Here is a 16,514-nt window from a genome sequence, read left to right as displayed (position 1 = left end):
AGGACGGGAGCAAGGCGATGAGGGATCGGGATCCCGTCGAGGTTTTCAATAACGCGATGGTGCCGATGGTGGTCGAGCAGACCTCCCGCGGCGAACGGGCGTTCGACATCTTTTCGCGCCTGCTTCAGGAGCGGATCATTTTTCTGACGGGCCCGGTGTATGATCAGGTCGCCAGCCTGATCTCGGCGCAGCTTCTCTATCTGGAGAGCGTCAATCCGGCGAAGGAGATCTCGTTCTACATCAACAGCCCGGGTGGCGTGGTGTCGGCCGGTCTCGCGATCTACGACACGATGCAGTACATCCGCAGCCCGGTCAGCACTGTGTGCATCGGACAGGCCGCATCCATGGGATCCCTGCTGCTCGCCGGTGGTGAACCGGGACGCCGTTACTGTCTGCCGAATGCCCGCGTCATGGTGCATCAGCCGTCGGGCGGCGCGCAGGGGCAGGCTTCGGACATCGAGATCCAGGCCCGCGAAATTCTGATCATCCGTCAGCGTCTGAACGAGATCTACCGCCAGCATACGGGGCAGACTCTCGAGGAAATCGAGCGCAAGCTCGAGCGCGACAGTTATCTGTCGGCAGAGGAGGCGAAGGCCTTCGGTCTGATCGACGAGGTGGTTGAAAACCGGCCGCAGAGCGCGGCTGAAAAGGGCTGATGCTGGTCTGCGGATCAGCATGGCAAGCTCCGTGGGGCTTGCCGAGCGTTTTGGCGTCAGCCTAAGATTTCGAGATTCCCGCGGGGGCGGTGTGCGTGACTGCGCCACCCGTGCCCGACGCGGGAACGAGGAGCAGTGATGAACGCCAAGAGCAGCGATCCGAAAAACACCCTCTACTGCTCGTTCTGCGGCAAGTCCCAGCACGAGGTCCGCAAACTGATCGCGGGACCGACGGTGTTCATCTGCGACGAATGCGTCGAACTTTGCATGGATATCATTCGCGAGGAGCACAAGACGCACCTTGTGAAGTCGCGCGACGGCGTGCCGACTCCGAAAGAGATATGCAAGGTTCTCGATGATTATGTGATCGGACAGTTCGAGGCCAAGAAGGCGCTCTCGGTCGCGGTGCACAACCATTACAAGCGGCTGGCCCACGCGCAGAAGAACAACGACGTCGAGATCGCCAAGTCCAACATCATGCTGATCGGGCCCACGGGCTCAGGCAAGACACTGCTGGCGCAGACGCTGGCACGGATCCTCGATGTGCCGTTCACGATGGCGGACGCGACCACGCTGACCGAGGCAGGCTATGTCGGCGAGGATGTCGAAAACATCATCCTCAAGCTGCTGCAGTCGGCCGACTACAACGTGGAACGTGCGCAGCGCGGCATCGTCTATATCGACGAAATCGACAAGATTTCCCGCAAGTCGGACAATCCTTCGATCACGCGCGATGTGTCGGGTGAAGGCGTTCAGCAGGCGCTGCTGAAGCTGATGGAAGGGACCGTTGCCTCGGTGCCGCCGCAGGGCGGCCGCAAGCATCCGCAGCAGGAGTTCCTGCAGGTTGATACGACCAACATGTTGTTCATCTGCGGTGGTGCCTTCGCCGGGCTCGACAAGATCATCAGCGCGCGTGGCAAGGGATCGGGCATCGGCTTCGGGGCGGAAGTTCAGAACCCCGACGACCGGCGGACAGGCGCGATCCTCCAGGCCGTGGAGCCCGAGGATCTGCTCAAGTTCGGACTGATCCCGGAATTCATCGGCCGACTTCCGGTTCTGGCCACGCTCGGTGACCTCGATGAGGAAGCCCTGATCCAGATCCTGACCAAGCCGAAGAACGCGCTGGTTAAGCAGTACGGGCGCCTCTTCCAGATGGAAGGCGTCACCCTGACTTTCACGGACGACGCCCTGGTTCAGATTGCGAAGCGGGCGATCGCACGCAAGACAGGCGCGCGCGGGCTCCGGTCGATCATGGAGAACATCCTGCTCGGCACGATGTTCGACCTGCCGGGTCTGGAAGGCGTCGAGGAAGTTGTGATCAACCGCGACGTCGCCGAAAACAAGGCCAGTCCGGTTTACGTTTACGGCAAGGGCAATGCCCAGCCGGCGGAGCAGTCCGCCTGAGGCCGCATCGCGGTCACACCTACCCCCGTTCCCCTTGGGGTTCGGGGGTAGCAGTCCCATATCTGATGATGTGCCGTGAGCGCGTTTGCGCCTGGTGAAGAGGTGAGCGGTGTGCCGATTGCGGGCGCCGCCGCCCCGATCGTCCCTTTGGAGATCAAGACATGACTGACAAGAAAAATCCCGCGCCTGAGGCAGAAGACGTGTCGGGCGAGCCGGTGTCGGTGTCGTCGCGCGGCGCCATGGCAGTGCTTCCGCTGCGTGATATCGTTGTGTTCCCGCACATGATCGTTCCCCTGTTCGTAGGGCGCGAGAAATCCGTGCGGGCGCTTGAAGCGGTCATCAAGGACGACAAGCAGATCCTGCTTGTTGCCCAGAAGAACGCTTCCCAGGATGACCCGTCGGCAGACGATATCTATCGTTACGGCACGGTTTCGACGATCCTGCAGCTGCTGAAGCTGCCTGACGGCACGGTGAAGGTGCTCGTCGAGGGTACGCGGCGGGCGCGCATCGAATCGCTTGAGGACGTGGACGGCCATTTCGAGGCGAAGATTGCCGAGGTGGACGAGGAGCGCGCCGAGGGAAGCGAGACCGAGGCGCTGGCCCGGACCGCGATCGCGCAGTTCGAGCAGTATATCAAGCTGAACAAGAAGATCGCCCCCGAGGTGATGGTGTCGCTCAACCAGATCGAGGATCTCTCGAAGCTGGCCGATACGATTGCGAGCCATCTGACTCTCAAGATCGCCGAAAAGCAGGAGATGCTCGAGACGGGCGCGGTCGCGCGTCGTCTGGAGCAGGTCTTCGCTCATATGGAGCAGGAGATCGGTGTTCTCCAGGTGGAAAAGCGTATCCGGAACCGCGTGAAGCGGCAGATGGAGAAGACGCAGCGCGAGTACTATCTGAACGAGCAGCTCAAGGCGATTCAGAAGGAACTGGGCGAAGGCGAGGACGGCAAGGACGAGACCGCCGAACTCGAGGAAAAGATCAAGAAGACCAAGCTCAGCCGGGAAGCGAACGAGAAGGCCATTGCCGAGCTAAAGAAGCTGCGTGGCATGAGTCCGATGTCGGCCGAGTCGACGGTGGTGCGCAACTATCTCGACTGGATCCTGAGCATTCCCTGGAAAAAGCGCTCTAAGATCGCCCGCGACCTGTCTGCGGCCGAGACCGTGCTCGAAGCCGATCATTACGGGCTGGACAAGGTCAAGGAGCGTATTCTGGAATATCTGGCGGTACAGACCCGCAGCCAGAAGCTGAAAGGTCCTATCCTGTGCCTCGTCGGGCCGCCGGGTGTGGGCAAGACGTCGCTCGCGCGATCGATTGCGAAGGCGACCGGCCGGAACTACGTCCGGATGTCGCTGGGTGGCGTGCGTGACGAGTCGGAGATCCGCGGTCACCGGCGGACCTATATCGGCTCCATGCCGGGCAAGATCATCCAAGGCATGAAGAAGGCGAAATCGTCCAATCCGCTGTTCCTGCTGGATGAAATCGACAAGCTGGGTGCTGACTGGCGCGGTGATCCGTCGTCGGCTCTGCTTGAGGTGCTGGATCCGGAACAGAACGCGACGTTCGCCGACCATTACCTGGAGGTCGATTACGACCTTTCGGACGTGATGTTCGTGACGACGGCCAACAGCCTGAACATGCCGCAGCCGCTGCTCGATCGCATGGAGATCATTCGTCTGTCCGGGTATACGGAAGACGAGAAGGTCGAGATCGCGAAGCGTCATCTGGTGGCCAAGCAGGGCGAGGCGCACAACCTGAAGCCGTCCGAATGGTCGGTGAGTGACGATGCGCTGCTGGAGCTGATCCGGGCCTACACCCGTGAGGCTGGCGTGCGCAGCCTCGAGCGCGAGATTGCCAAGCTTGCCCGCAAGGCTGTGAAGCAGATCGTGACCGGCAAGGCGGCGCGGATCGACATCACCCCGGAAAACCTCGGTGAGTTTGCGGGTATCCGCCGGTTCCGTCACGGCGAGACCGAAGCCGAGGACATGGTGGGTGTGGTCACCGGTCTGGCGTGGACCGAGGTCGGCGGCGAGATCCTGACGATCGAGAGCGTCATGGTGCCCGGCAAGGGGCAGGTGAAGCTCACGGGCAAGCTGGGTGACGTGATGCAGGAAAGTGCATCCGCAGCGCTCTCTTATGTGCGGTCGCGCGCGAGCCATTTCGGCATCGTCCCGTCGGTCTTCGAGAAGCGTGATCTTCATGTGCATGTGCCGGAAGGTGCGACACCGAAGGATGGTCCGTCGGCGGGTGTGGCCATGGCGACCTCGCTGATCAGCGTCATGACGGGCATTCCGATTCGCCGCGATGTGGCGATGACGGGCGAAATCACGTTGCGCGGCCGTGTCCTGGAGATCGGTGGACTGAAGGAAAAGCTGCTGGCGGCGCTTCGGGCAGGGGTCAAGACGGTCTTCATTCCGAAGGACAACGAGAAGGACCTGGCCGAAGTCCCGGCGAACGTCCGCGATCATCTCGAGATCGTGCCCGTCAGTCACGTCGATCAGGTCATTGATCGTGCGTTGACGCGTGTTCCCGAGCCGATCGAGTGGGATGAGGCAAGCGATGCCGTGGTTGTCGGCGCTGCCGCAATCGCGGGCACGTCGCAGGCGGCGCGCGTCAAGCCGAAGGTCAAGCACTGATCCCGTTGGTGCTGCGTGGCCGTGTCCGAGACGACGCGGCCACGCGATAATGCGCGCTTCGCGTGCCGAAGGTCGGTTGACGCCACAAAAAACGGCTTCATAGTGCGGGCCAACATGACCGAACGCCAAAAACCGCCCATGTGGGCGGCGGCGTTCCAGAAAGGTAAGAAAGGCGCATTATGGACAAGCCCCTCAACAAGCAGGAACTCGTCGCAGCGGTGGCGGACGACGCCGATCTGCCGAAGGCGAAGGCCGGCGAGGTGGTCGATGCGGTGTTCGGCGCCATCGAGAAGGCACTCGCCAAGGGGCAGGAAGTGCGTCTCGTTGGGTTCGGCACGTTCGTGACGGCAACGCGCAAGGCGGCCAAGGGCCGTAACCCGCGCACCGGCGAGGAAATCGACATTCCGGCGTCCACCTCTGTCCGTTTCAAGCCGGGCAAGGGCCTCAAGGACGCGGTCGGCTGATCTCTGATCGGTTGGCCCGGGCGGCGTCTTCGGCCGCCGCCCATTTTACAGGCCGGTCCGTTTGTGACCGGTTTTTCTTTAGGGCGATTAGCTCAGCGGTAGAGCGTCTCGTTTACACCGAGAGGGTCGGCGGTTCGATCCCGTCATCGCCCACCAGACCATTTCCGAAGTTCCGATGAACGCCGCCCCTGATTGGCGCCTCGAGCGTTACGACACGCTCGGTTCCACTTCAGACCTATGCCGCGAACGCGCAGAAGCGGGGTCCGAAGCAGGTCTGGTCATCCATGCTCTGCGACAGACTTCGGGTCGTGGAACACGCGGCCGCACATGGATCGATCCCGGCGGCAATCTTTCAATGTCGGTTCTCCTACGCCCTGATCCGGCGCACATGCGCTTTCTGGCGTTTGTGGTTGCCACTGCGGTTTTCGATGCCCTTGCAGGGGGCTCGAACGCCGAAGATCTGCGGCTCTCTCTCAAATGGCCGAACGACCTGATGCTAGCCGGTCGCAAGTTGGCCGGTATCCTGATCGAGACCGGAGAGGAGGCGGCGGCTCCCTGGGCTATCGTCGGCATTGGCGTCAATCTCGCTTGCGCGCCGACTGTTCCGGGGCGTGAGTTGGCTTGCCTTGCCGATGCCGGCATCGTGCTGTCACCGCCGGATGCAGCCGCACGGATCCTGGCATGTCTCACGCACTGGCTCGAGATTCTGGAGCGCGATGGTTTCGCGCCCGTGCGCGTCGCCTGGCTCGCGTGGGCGCATCCGGTAGGGAGCAAACTTGCGGTTCAGAGGGGAGGCGACTATATTCGTGGATTGTTCCACGGTCTGGACCCCAATGGCGCCCTGATGCTCCAGACCGACAGCGGTGAAATCGTCCGAAGTGTTGCGGGCGAAGTGCTGTTGGTGGGTTGAAGGACAAAACGTGCTCCTCGTCGTCGATGCCGGCAATACCAACGTCGTTTTTGCGATCCATGACGGCGAGACGTGGCGCGGCGAGTGGCGGATTTCCACGAGCGATCAACGCACGGCCGATGAATACGCGGTCTGGCTGCTTGCCCTCATCGAGCGGGCCGGGCTCGATCCGCGTGTTGTCGATCGCGCGATCATCGGGACCGTGGTGCCGGCGGCGCTGTATCATTTGCGCCGCCTGTGCCGCCAATGGTTCGAGATCGAGCCGCTCATCGCCAATTTGGCGCTGGACTGGGGCTTCCCGATCGATGTCAACCAGCCGGAAGAGGTGGGCGCTGACCGTCGCCTGAACGGACTTGCGGCGCAGGTTCTGTTCGGCGGACCTCTCGTCGTCGTCGATTTTGGTACGGCAACGACGTTCGATGTCGTGGATCGGCGTGGCGCCTTCATCGGCGGTGTCATCGCGCCGGGTATCAATCTTTCGATCGAGGCCCTTCATCAGGCGGCAGCACGGCTGCCGCGGATCAGCGTGGGCCGCACCTCGTCCGTGATCGGCCGCAGCACGACGACGGCCATGCGGTCCGGCGTCTTCTGGGGATATATCGGGCTGATCGAGGGGATCGTGGCCCGCATCACCGACGAACTCGACCCTGAAACCAAGGTTATCGCCACAGGCGGCCTCGCGCCCCTGTTTTCCGAAGGCACGACGCTCTTCGACCATATTGCACCTGAACTGACGCTCGATGGCCTGCGACTGCTGTCCGATCGCAATGCTTCGCGTCACGCCCGTGTTTCCGGCCATGTGCCGCAATCAGACCTGCAAGACTGACAAACAACAAAGGAGTTTTTATGTCCGAGCTGAAGAACGGTCTGGCCTTCCTGCCATTGGGCGGGACAGGCGAGATCGGCATGAATTTCAATCTCTATCGCCTGACCGAGAACGGTCGCGAGACCTGGCTCGCCGTCGATTGCGGCATCGGTTTCTCCGGCAACGATACGCCGGAAGCCGAAGTGCTGATGCCCGACCCGAGCTTCATCGCCGATCGGGCGAAGTCACTGTGCGGGCTCGTGATCACGCACGCTCATGAGGATCACTTGGGTGCCGTGGCGCATCTGTGGCCCCAGCTGCGCTGCCCGATCTACGCGACGCCGTTCGCCGCAGCCGTTCTGCGCCGCAAGCTGGGCGAGGCGCATCTGGCGCGCGAAGTCCGCATCCATACGATTCAGCCGGGCGCCTCCTTCGATGTCGGGCCGTTCGCGCTTCAGTTCATTTCGGTGACCCACTCGGTCGCGGAAGCCCAGGCGGTCGTCCTGCGGACACCGTATGGCATCATCGTACATACCGGTGACTGGAAGCTCGATCCCGAGCCGCTGGTCGGACCGATGACCGATCTCGATACGTTCCGTGCCGTCGGCGATGAAGGCGTGCTCGCCATGGTCTGCGACAGCACGAACGCGCTGAAAGAAGGCAAGTCGGGTTCCGAAGCTGAAGTCCGCGACGGACTGACGGAAGTTATCTCCCAGATCAGGGGCCGCGTGGCGGTGACGTGCTTCGCGAGCAATGTGGCGCGTGTTCACAGCATCGCCCATGCTGCGCGGGCAGCCGGGCGACAGGTCATGATCGTCGGGCGCTCGCTGCGCAATCTCGAGACGGCCGCTCGTGAGTGCGGCTATCTTGCCGATCTGCCGCCGTTCCTGACCGAACAGGACGCCGCCGATATCGATGACGACAGCCTCGTCATGATCATCACCGGCAGCCAGGGCGAGCCGCGCTCGGCTTTGTCGCGAATCGCATCCGATACGCACCCGAACATCTCGCTGGGACAGGGCGATACCGTCATCTATTCGAGCCGGATGATCCCCGGCAACGAGCAGGCGGTCATGGCTGTGCAGGACAACCTGACCCGGCGCGGCGTGCATGTCATTACCGATCGCGATGCCATGGTGCACACGTCGGGACATGCGACACGCGAGGACATCCGGACGCTCTACCAGATCGTGCGCCCGAAGCTGAGCGTTCCGACCCACGGCGAGTGGCGCCATCTGACCGCGCATGCTGCACTGGCGCGCGAGTGCGGTGCGGAAGCGGTCCTGCTTGAAGACGGCGACCTGCTCAATCTGGCGCCTGGCACGGCCGAGGTCGTCGATACGGCACCGACCGGCCAGCTCGCGCTGGATGGCGGCCGTCTGCTGCCGATGACCGGCGGCGTTCTCGCGGCACGCCGCAAGATGCTGTTCAACGGCATGGTTCTGGCCAGCTTCGCGGTCGATGACGAAGGCTACGTGATCGGCGAGCCCAAGATCAGTGCGCCGGGTCTCCTGGAATCGGAAGATCCCGAGAGCATCCGGATTTCGGAAGAGTTCGCGGATGCGATCGACGAGATCCCGGACGAGTTGCGCCAGGAAGACAGTGCATTCCGCGATGCGGCCAAGACCGCCCTGCGTCGTGCTCTCGGGCGCAAGCTGCAGAAGCGTCCGCTGGTAGACGTGCATCTGCTGCGCGTCTAAGCCGTCCTACCCGTACCCGACTGATCAGGAAGTTCGATGCGTCTGTCTCGCGCGTTTCAGCCGATGCTCAAGGAAACCCCGGCCGAGGCGCAGATCGTCTCGCACCGGCTCATGCTGCGTGCGGGACTGGTCCGCCAGACCGCATCGGGCATCTATGCCTGGTTGCCGGCGGGCCTGCGTGTCCTCAACAACATCGCCCGGATTGTGCGCGAAGAGCAGGACCGGATCGGCGCACAGGAAGTCCTGATGCCGACGCTCCAGTCGGCGGAGTTGTGGAAGCGGTCCGGTCGATACGATGCGTATGGACCGGAGATGCTGCGGATCCGGGATCGCCACGAGCGGGATCTGCTGTATGGGCCGACGAATGAGGAAATGATTACCGACCTGTTCGGTGGCGCCGTGAAATCATATCGGGAACTGCCGCAGACACTGTACCACGTGCAGTGGAAGTTCCGTGACGAGATCCGGCCGCGCTTCGGCGTCATGCGCGGGCGCGAGTTCCTGATGAAGGATGCCTACAGCTTCGATTCGTCCTACGAGGGAGCGGTTGCGAGCTACCGGCGCCAGATGCTGGCCTATCTCCGGAGCTTTCAGCGGATGGGCGTTCGCGCCGTGCCAATGGTCGCCGATACCGGGCCGATCGGTGGTGATCTGAGCCACGAGTTCCTGATCCTGGCACCGACCGGCGAAAGCGGCGTTTTCTACGACGCGTCACTGGAAGAGCAGGACTGGCTCGCGCAGTCGGTCGATCTCGATGACGAGGCAAGCCTCGAGGCATTTTTTGGCCGCGTTACCGGAAGCTATGCCGCGACCGACGAAATGCACGACGCCACGAAGTGGGAGACGGTCCCGGCGGAGCGCCGTCGCGAGGGGCGCGGAATCGAGGTCGGGCATATTTTCTATTTCGGCACCAAATATACCGAGTCGATGGGCATCTCGGTCAGCGGTGCCGATGGCGCGCCGTTCTTCCCGCAGATGGGATCGTACGGCGTGGGCATCTCGCGTCTCGTGGGGGCCATCATCGAGGCGAGCCATGACGACGCCGGCATCATCTGGCCGGAGCAGGTGGCACCGTGGCGTGCGGCGATCCTGAACCTCAAGCCCGGCGATCAGGCGACGGATGCCATTTGCGAGACGCTGTATGCTTCGGCTCCCGACGCATTGGTCTATGACGATCGCGCGGACCGGGCCGGGGTGAAGTTCAATGACGCGGACCTGATGGGCCATCCGCTGCAGCTGATCGTGGGACCTCGTGGGGCTGCGGCCGGCCGGGTCGAGGTCAAGCGCCGTGCGACCGGCGAGCGGTCCGAGATGTCGCTCGACGAGGCGCTCGCCCTGATTGCTTCCGGAACCTGATGTTCGGCCGTTTCGAGCGGACAGTCGCCGGGCGCTACCTGCGCGCACGGCGCGGCGAACGGTTCGTGTCGATCATCGCGATCTTTTCGCTGATCGGCATCGCGCTTGGCGTTGCGACGCTCATCATCGTCATGGCGGTGATGAACGGCTTCAAGGCCGATCTCATGAGCCGCATCCTGGGGTTGAATGGCGACCTCAGCGTGTTTGCCTATGGTCGTCCGATCGAGAACTACGGCGATACGGTGGCCGCCATCCGTCAGGTGCCGGGCGTCACCAAGGTGCTGCCGATCGCGGAAGGAACCGTGCTGATTCAGGCCGGGTCCTACTCCTCGGGTGCTGAAGCGCGGGGCATCGCGCCAGCTGACCTGCAAAAATTCACGGCAATCAGTTCGGGTATCGAGGCGGGTACTCTTGCCGATTTCCATGGCGATGACGCGATCGCCGTTGGTGAATCGCTCGCCGCTCACGCGGGTCTGAGTGTTGGCTCGTCACTGACGCTGCTGTCGCCCAACGGGCAGGCCACGCCGTTCGGCACCATGCCGCGGATCCGGACCTATCATGTCGTGGCCATCTTCGACGCCGGCGTAAACGACTACGACAGTTCGGTCGTGTTGATGCCGCTTGAGAGCGCCCAGAAGTTCCTCATGATGCCGGATGCGGTGTCGCTCATCCAGATCTCGACGGCCGATCCCCTTGCCGTGCAACCGGTCACGCGGGAGGTTGTGAGCCGTCTGGACGATCCGCGTTTGCGGGTCCTGGACTGGACGCAACAGAACAACGCGTTCCTTGGTGCGGTCACGGTCGAGCAGAATGTGATGTTTCTAATCCTGACGCTCATCATTGTGGTCGCGGCGTTCAACGTGATCTCGTCCCTGATCATGATGGTGAAGGACAAGACGCGCGACGTGGCGGTACTGCGCACGCTCGGTGCGAGCCGGGGAGCCGTCATGCGGATTTTCCTGATGTGCGGCGCTTTCGTCGGCATCGTCGGGACGGTCGCTGGCACCCTGATCGGCGTCGTGTTCTGCGTGAATATCCGGCGCATCCAGACGGCTGTGGAGCACATCACAGGCGCGCAGGTGTTCAACCCGCAGGTCTATTATCTCGAACATCTGCCCGAGAAGCTGATCTGGGGACAGGTGATCGAAGTCGTGCTGCTCGCACTTGCCCTGTCACTGCTCGCAACGCTGTATCCGTCGTGGCGCGCGGCGAAGACCGACCCGATCGAGGCGCTGCGTCATGAGTGAGCATTCGCCGCAGGACGTTGCGCTGTCGATGCGCGGCGTCTCCCGGCGCTTCCGTTCGGGCGAAGGTTGGCTCGACATCCTCCGCGGCGTCGACCTCGATATTCGCGCAGGAGAACTCGTGGCCCTTGTGGCGCCGTCCGGGACCGGTAAATCGACACTGCTTCATCTGGCGGGACTGCTCGAATCACCCGATTCCGGGGCGATCTCGATTGGCACTCGCGACGTGCATGGGCTGTCCGATCTGGCGAGGACGGCTGTTCGGCGGGACGAGATCGGCTTCGTATACCAGTTCCACCATCTGCTGGCGGAATTCACGGCGCGCGAGAACGTCATGCTCCCGCAGCTGATCGCAGGTGTTTTGCCCGCGGTCGCGCGTGCACGCGCTGACGATCTGCTGAGCCGGTTCGGTCTGGCGCACCGACTGACGCAGATGCCGGGCAAGCTGTCGGGCGGCGAGCAGCAGCGGACCGCCATCGCGCGTGCATTGGCCAACGCGCCGCGTCTGCTTCTGGCTGACGAGCCGACCGGCAATCTCGACGTTCATACATCGGACGTCGTGTTCGACGAACTGGTACGCACCGTTCGATCGGACGGGGTGGCAGCTTTGATCGCCACGCATAACGATGCGCTCGCAGCCCGGATGGACCGGGTGGTAACGTTGCGAGACGGAATGATCGTGGCGCTCTAGAACGGACCGCCTCATGTCGGGAAGGGAGGGCAGAATGCTGGCCAGGGATCTGATGACGAGCGATGTCGTCACGACGACACCGGATACCGACCTTCTGACAGCGATCGATCTGTTGCTGACCAAACGAATCACGGGTCTTCCGGTCTGCGATGCCCATGGCCGTCTGGTTGGAATCCTCACCGAAGGCGATCTGCTCCGTCGGTCCGAACTGGGCACCGGCGGCGATGAAGGCGGGTTCTGGTTCCGCATGTCGCGCGAGCGCCGGGCCGAGCGTTACGCGCGGCTGCATGGACGGCATGTTTCCGCCGTCATGACGAAGAGCGTGGAATCGGTCGCCCCTGACGATACGCTGGTCGACGTTGTGGCCAAGATGCAGACGCAAGGCATCCGGCGGGTCACGGTGGTCGATGGAGATCGGCTGGTCGGTATCATTTCCCGGCGCGATATCGTGCGGGCCTTGCGTGACCGATTGGCGGACGCCGGAGCGCCGATGGCGGATCAGGAGATCGTCGATCGGATCACGCAGCGCCTGTCGTCCGAACGCTGGGCGCCGCACGATGTGAAAGTCACGTGTCAGGCGGGCAACGTGACCTTCACCGGCGAGGCGCGGGACGAAGCGGATCTGGATGGTCTTCGCGCCATGGCGACCGGTTTGCCGGGGGTCAAGGCCGTGCGCCTCGACCGGGTCTTCCTTCAGAACGGGCTTGGGTATGCGCGCGCGGCCGACATCGATGCCGGTATCAATCCGCCCCCGAGCCGCGAGACAGCAGCCCAGTGGTTTCGGGAAACCGGCGATGACGAGGAAGCCTCCTGAACGACTCCGCCGTGGCGTGATAAACCATGCCTCATGAGCCATGCCGACTTCATCCATCTGCGTAACCACTCCGCCTACTCACTGAGCCAGGGCGCGATTCGTGTTGCCGACCTTGCCAAGCGGGCAGCCGAACTCGGCATGCCGGCAGTCGGCCTGACGGACAGCGGCAATCTGTTCGGTGCGCTCGAGTTTTCCCAGTATTGCAGTCAGAACGGCGTTCAGCCGATCATCGGGTGTCAGATCGCGCTTCCTCCTGTCACGGACAAGCCGGGTGTGCCGTCCGAGCCCGTGGTTGTTCTGGCCCAGAGTGAGGAAGGTCTGGCCAACCTTCAGTGGCTCTCGACCGAAGGTTTCATGGGCAGCGATCCGGGCGATCCCGTGGTTTCGCTGGACGTGCTGTGCGCCCGGAGCGCGGGGCTGTTCCTGTTGACGGGCGGGACGGGCGGGCCACTGTTCCAGCGTCTGGCCGAAGGGCAGGAGAATGCTGCACGAGCCTGGCTTGCACAGGTGGCCGCCGCTTTTCCCGGACGGTGCGCGATCGAGATCCAGCGGCATGGGCTGGCGTCCGAGCGTGCGGTCGAGCCTGGCTTGATCGCACTGGCCGACCAGGCGGGCCTGCCGATCGTTGCCACCAATGAATGCTTCTTCCCGACGCCATCGATGCACGAAGCGCATGATGCGCTGCTCTGCATTGCACAGGGCCGGACCATGGCGGAGCAGGACCGCCGTCGTGTGACGGCGGAGCACTGGTTCAAGCCGCCGGATGCGATGCGGGCCTTGTTCGCCGATATTCCGGAAGCATGCGACAACACGATCGCGATCGCGAAGCGCTGCGCCGTCATGGTGCAGGGACGCAAGCCGCTGCTGCCGATCTGCCCGAAGGTCCATGACGGCGCGACCGAGGAAGAGACGCTGCGCACGATGGCCCGCGATGGCCTCAAGGCGCGACTGGACAAGCTCAGTGCCGACGAGGCGACCCGCACGGTTTATGGCGAGCGTCTGGAGACCGAGCTCGGCATCATCGCAGGCATGGGCTTTCCCGGTTACTTCCTCATCGTGGCCGACTTCATCCAGTGGGCCAAGGCCAACGATATTCCCGTGGGGCCGGGTCGCGGCTCGGGTGCGGGATCGCTGGTCGCATGGGCGCTGACCATCACGGATATCGACCCGATCCCGTTCGGCTTGCTGTTCGAGCGCTTCCTGAATCCGGAACGCGTGTCGATGCCGGACTTCGATATCGATTTCTGCCAGGACCGGCGGGACGAGGTCATTCGATACGTGCGCGGCGAATACGGCGCGGATCGCGTGGCCCAGATCATCACGTTCGGAAAACTGCAGGCGCGTGCGGCCGTGCGCGACGTGGGGCGCGTTCTCGGCCTGCCGTTCGGCATGGTCAATCGCGTGGCCGAACTCATTCCGAACAATCCGGCCAAACCGGTGACGCTCGCGCAGGCCATCGCGGGCGAGCCGAAGCTGCAGGAAATGCGCGAGTCCGACGAAGCGCTTCGTCGCCTGATGGAAATCGCACTTCAGCTCGAAGGGCTGTACCGACACGCATCGACGCACGCCGCGGGCGTCGTGATCGGTGATCGCAAGCTGGTCGAACTCGTGCCGCTCTATCGTGACCCCAAGAGCGACATGCTGGTCACGCAATACAACATGAAGTTCGTCGAGCAGGCCGGGCTCGTCAAATTCGACTTCCTGGGTCTGACCACGCTGACCATTCTGAAGCGCGGCCTGAAATTCCTGCAACAACAAGGAATTGAGGTTGATCTCTCAACGTTGCCCTTAGACGACAAAAAGACCTTCGACATGCTTGCACGTGGTGATACCGCCGGCGTGTTCCAGTTCGAAGGTGCGGGCATGCGCGACATGCTCAAGCAGATGGGTGCCAGCCGCCTTGAGGATCTGATCGCCGGCGTTTCGCTGTATCGGCCGGGCCCGATGGCGAACATCCCTGATTACTGCCGTCGCAAACATGGCGAGGCGTGGGCACCTCCACATGAGGAGATCCGCCCGATCCTGGAAGAGACCTATGGCATCATGGTCTACCAGGAGCAGGTCATGCAGATCGCCCAGAAGATGGCGGGCTACAGCCTCGGCGGCGCTGACCTGCTGCGACGTGCGATGGGCAAGAAGATCGCTTCCGAAATGGAGAAGCAGCGCAAGATCTTCGTGGACGGTGCAACCGCGCGCGGCATTCCGGCGGACAAGGCCGAGGAAGTGTTCGATCTCATGGCCCGCTTCGCGGACTATGGATTCAACAAGTCGCATGCCGCAGCCTATGCGCTTGTTTCCTACCAGACAGCCTGGATGAAGGCGAACCATCCCGTCGCGTTCATTGCGGCCTGCATGTCGCTCGCACGCGAAAAGACGGACAAGCTGGCGGCCTTGTGCCAGGAAGCGGCGCGTCTCGGTATTCCGGTGCTTCCGGTCGACGTCAATCGCTCGGAAGCCGACTTTGCCGTCGAACAGCAGCCTGACGGCACCTATGGCATCCGCTACGCACTGGCGGCCGTGAAGCGCGTCGGATTTGGTGCCATGGAAGCGCTGGTGGCGGCGCGGGGCGATACGCCGTTTCGCGATCTCGTCGACTTTGCCTCACGCTGCGATGCGCGCCAGCTCAACAAGATGCAGATGGAAAATCTCGCAAAAGCAGGGGCTTTCGACAGTCTTGTTGCGGACCGACATACGGTCTTTGCGAGCAGCGAGACCGTTTTGCGACGTGCGCAGTCCCAGGCGCAGGAGGCGGCATCCGGCCAGATCGGACTGTTCGGCGGTGCTGGTGCGCCTGAGCCTCTGCGGCTTGCGGATGTTTCGCCATGGCCGGCATTCGAGCGCCTGGCCGCGGAAGCGGAAGCGATCGGGTTTCATATGACCGGACATCCGCTCGATGCCTATCGTCCGCTTTTGCGGCGACTGCAGGTTGTCGAGTCCGCCCAGCTCGAAGCGAGCGCCCGGTCAGGCGCGGTCCGGGTCAAGATCGCGGGCTGCGTGGTCGACCGTAAGGAACGCCCGACCCGCAGCGGCAGCAAGATGGCCTGGCTTCGTCTGTCGGATCGGACCGGTGGATGTGAAGTCACCCTTTTTTCCGAAGTTCTGATGAGATCACGCGAGCTGCTGGTCGCGGGCCATGCCGTACTGGTCTCGGCGGAGCTCAAGATCGACGGAGACGCGCTGCGCATCACCGCCCAGGATGTCTGCGATCTTGAGCGGGCGGCGGCGGAAGCCGAGGGCGAGCTGCGGGTGTGGATCGATGACGCGGCCGCGATCTCGTCCATTCAGGACATGCTGCGCGACGAGCAGGGCGGGCGCGGGCGGATTGTGCTGCTTCCGACGATCGAGGACCGGCGGCAGGTGGAAATCACGTTGACGGATCGTTATCGGGTCACGCCGCGACTTGGCGAACGCATGCGCATCCTGTCCGGCGTCGGCCGGATCGAGCACCGCTGATCAGGTGCCCGACGCGCTGGTGGCAGAGTTTGGCAAGCCATAAACGGCGTAGTGCGCGAGGGCAGTCTTCGTCGGATATTGGTAGGACAGCGCCCCATCCTGCGAATAATAGCTGGTAACGACGATCCCGAGAGCCGGATCGATTTTGGGGTCAGGATTGAGAAGTCGCACCGGGCTGCTCGCTGTGCTTGCAGTGGCAGAGCGTCCTGTCGTCGAGACCGTTTGCGACGGCGTCGTATCTACAGATGCAGTCGGGATGGAGGGGCCGGCCTGCGAGACATTCATGACCTCGATCTCCCAAGGATTACAACCTCAGGTAGCAGGTCCGTGACCTCGAGGCAATCTGGTTGAATAATTGCCGGACGACCTGACGAATCATGC

13 protein-coding genes and 1 tRNA gene are annotated in these 16,514 nt (G+C 63.0%); 13 read left to right on the top strand and 1 reads right to left on the bottom strand.

All coding sequences use genetic code 11. The annotated features are described in order from the left end of the window. Positions 1–17: 17 nt before the first annotated feature. From B8446_RS11890 to dnaE, 13 genes are all read left to right on the top strand, one after another. Positions 18–656 (top strand): ATP-dependent Clp protease proteolytic subunit, encoded by a 639-nt coding sequence (locus B8446_RS11890; RefSeq protein ID WP_048849879.1) that lies wholly within the window; start codon positions 18–20, stop codon positions 654–656. A gap of 138 nt (positions 657–794) precedes the next feature. After that, positions 795–2,060 (top strand): ATP-dependent Clp protease ATP-binding subunit ClpX, encoded by a 1,266-nt coding sequence (gene clpX, locus B8446_RS11885; RefSeq protein ID WP_048849878.1) that lies wholly within the window; start codon positions 795–797, stop codon positions 2,058–2,060. Between the two features lie 161 nt (positions 2,061–2,221). After that, on the top strand, positions 2,222–4,696 hold the full coding sequence (lon, locus tag B8446_RS11880) for an endopeptidase La (RefSeq protein WP_048849876.1): 2,475 nt from the start codon (positions 2,222–2,224) through the stop codon (positions 4,694–4,696). A 179-nt stretch (positions 4,697–4,875) separates the two neighbouring features. After that, positions 4,876–5,160 carry an HU family DNA-binding protein gene (locus tag B8446_RS11875; RefSeq protein WP_048849875.1) on the top strand — a complete coding sequence of 95 codons (285 nt, stop codon included), beginning with the start codon at positions 4,876–4,878 and terminating at the stop codon, positions 5,158–5,160. A gap of 81 nt (positions 5,161–5,241) precedes the next feature. Then, a tRNA-Val gene (locus B8446_RS11870) sits at positions 5,242–5,316 on the top strand. 19 nt (positions 5,317–5,335) lie between these two features. Beyond that, entirely contained in the window at positions 5,336–6,070 is a 735-nt protein-coding gene (locus B8446_RS11865) for a biotin--[acetyl-CoA-carboxylase] ligase (RefSeq protein ID WP_048850039.1), read from the top strand. Between the two features lie 10 nt (positions 6,071–6,080). Further along, the gene (locus B8446_RS11860; protein ID WP_048849873.1) at positions 6,081–6,896 is read left to right on the top strand and encodes a type III pantothenate kinase; all 816 of its coding nucleotides are present in this window, start codon (positions 6,081–6,083) and stop codon (positions 6,894–6,896) included. Between the two features lie 20 nt (positions 6,897–6,916). Further along, a complete protein-coding gene (locus B8446_RS11855) occupies positions 6,917–8,575 on the top strand; it encodes a ribonuclease J (protein WP_048849871.1) in 1,659 nt (552 codons plus the stop codon). Between the two features lie 36 nt (positions 8,576–8,611). Further along, entirely contained in the window at positions 8,612–9,931 is a 1,320-nt protein-coding gene (gene proS, locus B8446_RS11850) for a proline--tRNA ligase (RefSeq protein WP_048849869.1), read from the top strand. Continuing rightward, the gene (locus B8446_RS11845; protein ID WP_048849868.1) at positions 9,931–11,178 is read left to right on the top strand and encodes a lipoprotein-releasing ABC transporter permease subunit; all 1,248 of its coding nucleotides are present in this window, start codon (positions 9,931–9,933) and stop codon (positions 11,176–11,178) included. The genes proS and B8446_RS11845 overlap by 1 nt, the downstream gene beginning before the upstream one ends. Then, positions 11,171–11,866 (top strand): ABC transporter ATP-binding protein, encoded by a 696-nt coding sequence (locus B8446_RS11840; protein ID WP_048849866.1) that lies wholly within the window; start codon positions 11,171–11,173, stop codon positions 11,864–11,866. The genes B8446_RS11845 and B8446_RS11840 overlap by 8 nt, the downstream gene beginning before the upstream one ends. A gap of 34 nt (positions 11,867–11,900) precedes the next feature. Further along, on the top strand, positions 11,901–12,680 hold the full coding sequence (locus tag B8446_RS11835) for a CBS domain-containing protein (RefSeq protein ID WP_048849864.1): 780 nt from the start codon (positions 11,901–11,903) through the stop codon (positions 12,678–12,680). Between the two features lie 33 nt (positions 12,681–12,713). Further along, the gene (dnaE, locus tag B8446_RS11830) at positions 12,714–16,133 is read left to right on the top strand and encodes a DNA polymerase III subunit alpha (RefSeq protein ID WP_048849862.1); all 3,420 of its coding nucleotides are present in this window, start codon (positions 12,714–12,716) and stop codon (positions 16,131–16,133) included. On the opposite strand, the gene B8446_RS11825 is transcribed toward dnaE, so the two are convergent. Beyond that, positions 16,134–16,418: a hypothetical protein gene (locus tag B8446_RS11825; RefSeq protein ID WP_048849861.1), complete on the bottom strand. Its 285-nt coding sequence runs from the start codon at positions 16,416–16,418 to the stop codon at positions 16,134–16,136. Positions 16,419–16,514 lie beyond the last annotated feature (96 nt).

Origin of the sequence: Tanticharoenia sakaeratensis NBRC 103193, assembly GCF_000963885.1 — a bacterium.
Lineage (GTDB): Bacteria > Pseudomonadota > Alphaproteobacteria > Acetobacterales > Acetobacteraceae > Tanticharoenia > Tanticharoenia sakaeratensis.
This window is presented reverse-complemented; position numbering and strand designations above follow the sequence as displayed.

What these genes read in the sequence shown, in the direction of transcription:
- B8446_RS11890 (WP_048849879.1), top strand. Translation starts at nt 18, where the DNA reads ATGAGGGATCGGGATCCCGTCGAGGTTTTCAATAACGCGATGGTGCCG.
- clpX (WP_048849878.1), top strand. Translation starts at nt 795, where the DNA reads ATGAACGCCAAGAGCAGCGATCCGAAAAACACCCTCTACTGCTCGTTC.
- lon (WP_048849876.1), top strand. Translation starts at nt 2,222, where the DNA reads ATGACTGACAAGAAAAATCCCGCGCCTGAGGCAGAAGACGTGTCGGGC.
- B8446_RS11875 (WP_048849875.1), top strand. Translation starts at nt 4,876, where the DNA reads ATGGACAAGCCCCTCAACAAGCAGGAACTCGTCGCAGCGGTGGCGGAC.
- B8446_RS11865 (WP_048850039.1), top strand. Translation starts at nt 5,336, where the DNA reads ATGAACGCCGCCCCTGATTGGCGCCTCGAGCGTTACGACACGCTCGGT.
- B8446_RS11855 (WP_048849871.1), top strand. Translation starts at nt 6,917, where the DNA reads ATGTCCGAGCTGAAGAACGGTCTGGCCTTCCTGCCATTGGGCGGGACA.
- proS (WP_048849869.1), top strand. Translation starts at nt 8,612, where the DNA reads ATGCGTCTGTCTCGCGCGTTTCAGCCGATGCTCAAGGAAACCCCGGCC.
- B8446_RS11845 (WP_048849868.1), top strand. Translation starts at nt 9,931, where the DNA reads ATGTTCGGCCGTTTCGAGCGGACAGTCGCCGGGCGCTACCTGCGCGCA.
- B8446_RS11840 (WP_048849866.1), top strand. Translation starts at nt 11,171, where the DNA reads ATGAGTGAGCATTCGCCGCAGGACGTTGCGCTGTCGATGCGCGGCGTC.
- B8446_RS11835 (WP_048849864.1), top strand. Translation starts at nt 11,901, where the DNA reads ATGCTGGCCAGGGATCTGATGACGAGCGATGTCGTCACGACGACACCG.
- dnaE (WP_048849862.1), top strand. Translation starts at nt 12,714, where the DNA reads ATGAGCCATGCCGACTTCATCCATCTGCGTAACCACTCCGCCTACTCA.
- B8446_RS11825 (WP_048849861.1), bottom strand. Translation starts at nt 16,418, where the DNA reads ATGAATGTCTCGCAGGCCGGCCCCTCCATCCCGACTGCATCTGTAGAT.